This window comes from Allobosea sp. 10L422 (assembly GCF_056395345.1).
This window is the reverse complement of record NZ_JBFTJI010000030.1, coordinates 1-3513: the sequence shown is the minus strand read 5'-3', so window position 1 is coordinate 3513 and position 3513 is coordinate 1. Positions and strand designations below refer to the sequence as shown.

Sequence of the window (3513 nt, the reverse complement as noted above, 5' to 3'; positions counted from 1 at the left end):
GGCAAGGTCACCGGCGTCCGCGGTGACATGTCGAAGCTCGCCGACATCGATCGGCTTTACGATGCCATCCAGCAGAAGCACGCGCAGATCGACGTGGTCTTCGCCAATGCGGGCGGTGGCGAAATGGCGCCTCTCGGCGCGATCACCGAGGAGCATTACCAGCGCACCTTCGACACCAATGTGAAGGGTGTGCTCTTCACCGTCCAGAAGGCGCTGCCGCTACTGAAGGACGGGGCTTCGGTTATCCTGACCAGCTCGACCACCAGCATTTCCGGCACGCCGGCCTTCAGCGTCTATTCCGCCACCAAAGCCGCAGTACGCAACTTTGCCCGGAACTGGATTCTGGATCTCAAGGATCGGCACATCCGCATCAACGCGATCAGCCCCGGCGTGACCGAGACGGCAGGGCTCGACGAGCTCTTCGGTGGTGGCGAGCAGGCGAAGGGCACCAAGGATTATCTCGCCAGCCTGATACCTGCGGGCAGGGTCGGGCAGCCCGAGGAAATCGCCAGGGCCGTTCTGTTCCTTGCTTCCGATGAAGCGAGCTTCGTCAACGGCATCGAGCTCTTCGTCGATGGTGGCCAGGTTCAGATCTGAATTGCAGACCATCATTGGATGACCGCAGCCGGCGGCAGCCCTTTCCTTTCACAGACCAGATTCAACAGGCGTTTCCAGTCATGCTGACCAATGAAGACATCATCCGCAGCCTCTATGCCCTTGCAGAGGCTTCGTCCAAGGACACGGACAAGTTCATCTCGCTGTTCGCGGAGAACGGCTATTTCTACGATGTGCCGGGCGGCAGGAAATACTATGGCAAGGAGATCGGCCTACCTGTCGATGCAATGGTCGCGGCGTTTCCTGACATGCATCGCGAGCTGTGCGATATCTACGTCAAAGACGACGTCGTGATCGTCGAATTGGCCCTGCAGGGTACGCATAAGGGCGATTTTTATATGGCCGGCGGAATCTTGCCTGCGACCGGCAAGAGGATCGATGCGCCGTGCTGCGACGTGTTCCACCTGAAGGACGGGAAGGTCACCTCATTCCATTGTTACAACTTGCCGTCGGTCATCCTTCAGCAGCTCGGTGTTCTCGAAAACGTGGGTGCTGCGTTGAAGCGCGGATGAGCGACCTGCAGCCAGAAATCCGCGGGCGAAGCGTCTCGGGTGTTCGAGTTCACCATCGAAACCTCGTCGAGACAATCATCCGTCATTCCTTCCAGGGGAATGACGGAACGCATTGGTGTCCTCTGCCGGGCAGCATTCGTTGCAGCTGCTGCCGAAACACCCGGAGGGAGCGGCTGCCACCAAGCCTCGCCGGCAACCGCCAATGTCGCTAGAATCTCGCGAACACCCAGCGCCATAAGCGGAAGTCGAATCGTTGCCGGAAAGCGGACGTTAAATCCCTTGCCGAAACCGATGCGAAGCGGATTCTGCACCCCGAAAAGGTGGAAACTACCAGCACCGCGCGCTCCTTCCTGAAGGCGGGCGTCGTCGAGCGTCCTGCAGGACTTCGCGTGGGCTGAACTTGTCTCCACCGGCCTACGCTGATTGAAATGGCGAATTGTTAAATGGGGTGAGCCGCAAGCCATTCGAGAGTATCGGCTGCGTTCCTTTCGGGGCGGGTAATCGGGTGGAACATGTGTTCGATCACGCCACCTCTAAGGATGAATGTCATTCGCTCGATCAGACGCATCCCATCAGCAACGAAGGTCGGAAGCGATAGCGCATCCGCGAAGGCGAAGTGCTCATCGCTGAGGACCTCAAAGGGGAGATGCAGGCGGGCCACCATTTCCTGCTGATAAGCCGTCATCTGCGTGCTCAGACCGAATACGGCCGCCCCAGCCTTGGCAATCTCCGCATGATGATCTCGAAACGAGCAGGCTTGAGGTGTGCAGCCGCGTGCGCCGGGGATGATGTCCCAGTCGGTCGGCGCCGGCTTTCCAGGTTCGCTCGTGCGCGGGTAGCAATAGATGACCGTGCGACCCGCTCCAAGCGATGACAGATCGATGCTCCGCCCAGAGGTGGAGGCGAGGCTGACGTTCGGCACCGAGCTGCCGACCAAACGAGACGTTATTGACATGATTTCCAAAAGCTTCACGGAGGATGGATCATTGCGGCGTTGCATATCAGGTTGCTGTCGGCCTTGCTGAAACCCGTCAGGAAGGGGGATTGAGCACGGAAACGGCTGTGCCATCGCTCGACACGACGGCCGCTGTCGCGCAGACGGGCCGATCGAACCGCCTGAAGACGGAGTTTCCCATCATGTGCTGGCAAACCTGATCGGAATCGTGCACCGCGAACGACGGATCGAGCTGGTCACGCGATGGATGAGGAAACTCATAGGTCGTGATGTAGGCCAGTTGCCCGGGGCCGGCGGCCATCGGCGCCACGTGGAACGACTGTGCGGTCACGCTTCCGAGCCACAGCCGATCCTGCATGAGATCCAGCGTTCCGCAGATGCGCGGCGTGTCGTGTTCGTCGAACTCACGATCGAGCCCCATCAACACAGAAGCGATGGCGTCGCGCGGCGCGTTACCGGCCTTGAGCCGCTCGAAGATCGGACGTGTATGCGTGCCGTTGCTGACGACCACGAAGCGCTCATCCCAGACAAGGCATTCATAGGCGATGTAGGGGCTGTCGGACGCCGCGTCGCGGCTTCCGTCCTTCGGAACGATCTGCACCGAGCGGCCCACCCGGTTCGCAGTCCGGTTCGGAAAGGAGCGGCTGGAGATGCGGTAGGATGCGGCCGGCCGGCCATCGAGGGTTCAACGTCGCTTCTGCTCTCGATTCAAAGCTAATCGCTGAGAGTACGCCCCTTGGGCCCACCACCGCCAGAGGCCGGCCCGGGCGGATCGCCCGGAAGCGGACATCGAAGTTTAATCGAAGAGCGCCTGGTGCGCGGCTCGCCAATGATCAGGCGTGCGTGCTGCCAATAAGCCATAACCGTCTTGCCCAGCCTGGTAGGGAGAACCATCCCAGCGTGCGACGCGACCGCCAGCCTCACTTAAGAACAATGCTCCGGGCAGATGATCCCACGGCAACGTCCGCCAGAAAACGGCGAAATCGCGATCGCCAGCGGCGATGGCAGGGTACTCGGCTCCTGCGCAAGCAGCGGCGGCACAATCAAGGGCACTCGATCCAAGCGTGGCTTGATGGCCTCAAGCACCTCGGGAGGGAAGAAACGCATGGAAATTGAGCCCTTCCGCAGCGGCTCTGCTTTTCCATCGGCGACCACGCGGACTCCATTAATCTGGGCTCCACTTCCCAATTCGGCGATATGAAGCTGGCCTGACAAAGGATCAAGCATCCAAGTTGCTACGGTCTCCCCTCCACGCAGCAGCGCGACCATGACCGAAAATGGTGCGCGGCCGGAGACGAAGTTTCCGGTGCCGTCTAGCGGATCGATCAACCAGACGGTGCCCTCATCTAGAGCGTTAGCCAAGGCCGGGTCACGATCACAGGCTTCCTCGCCCACGATCCTCGCGGATGGATCGAGCTGCAGCAGTTGTTC

At 60.4% G+C, this 3513-nt stretch carries 5 protein-coding genes and 1 pseudogene; 2 read left to right on the top strand and 4 right to left on the bottom strand.

Annotated elements, in window-relative coordinates:
* Together AC1DEZ_RS27630 and AC1DEZ_RS27625 are read left to right on the top strand one after the other, a co-directional pair.
* The coding region (locus AC1DEZ_RS27630) for an SDR family NAD(P)-dependent oxidoreductase (RefSeq protein ID WP_476781341.1) at window positions 1-597 on the top strand (597 nt) is incomplete at its 5' end.
* Between the two features lie 14 nt (window positions 598-611).
* Window positions 612-1127, top strand: coding sequence for a nuclear transport factor 2 family protein (locus AC1DEZ_RS27625; RefSeq protein WP_476781340.1), 516 nt, complete (start codon window positions 612-614; stop codon window positions 1125-1127).
* A 439-nt stretch (window positions 1128-1566) separates the two neighbouring features.
* Here the strand turns inward: AC1DEZ_RS27625 and AC1DEZ_RS27620 are convergent, their stop codons facing one another.
* The 4 genes and pseudogenes from AC1DEZ_RS27620 to AC1DEZ_RS27605 form a co-directional block, all read right to left on the bottom strand.
* Complete coding sequence (locus AC1DEZ_RS27620) at window positions 1567-2127, bottom strand: peroxiredoxin (protein ID WP_476781339.1); 561 nt, start codon at window positions 2125-2127, stop codon at window positions 1567-1569.
* A 31-nt stretch (window positions 2128-2158) separates the two neighbouring features.
* Window positions 2159-2749, bottom strand: a pseudogene (locus AC1DEZ_RS27615) (IMP cyclohydrolase); the annotation flags it as partial.
* Window positions 2750-2878: 129 nt separating this feature from the next.
* A complete protein-coding gene (locus AC1DEZ_RS27610; protein WP_476781342.1) occupies window positions 2879-3085 on the bottom strand; it encodes an inositol monophosphatase family protein in 207 nt (68 codons plus the stop codon).
* Window positions 3007-3513, bottom strand: a 507-nt coding sequence (locus tag AC1DEZ_RS27605; protein WP_476781338.1) for an inositol monophosphatase family protein, incomplete at its 5' end; no start/stop codon positions are given. The genes AC1DEZ_RS27610 and AC1DEZ_RS27605, both read right to left, overlap by 79 nt.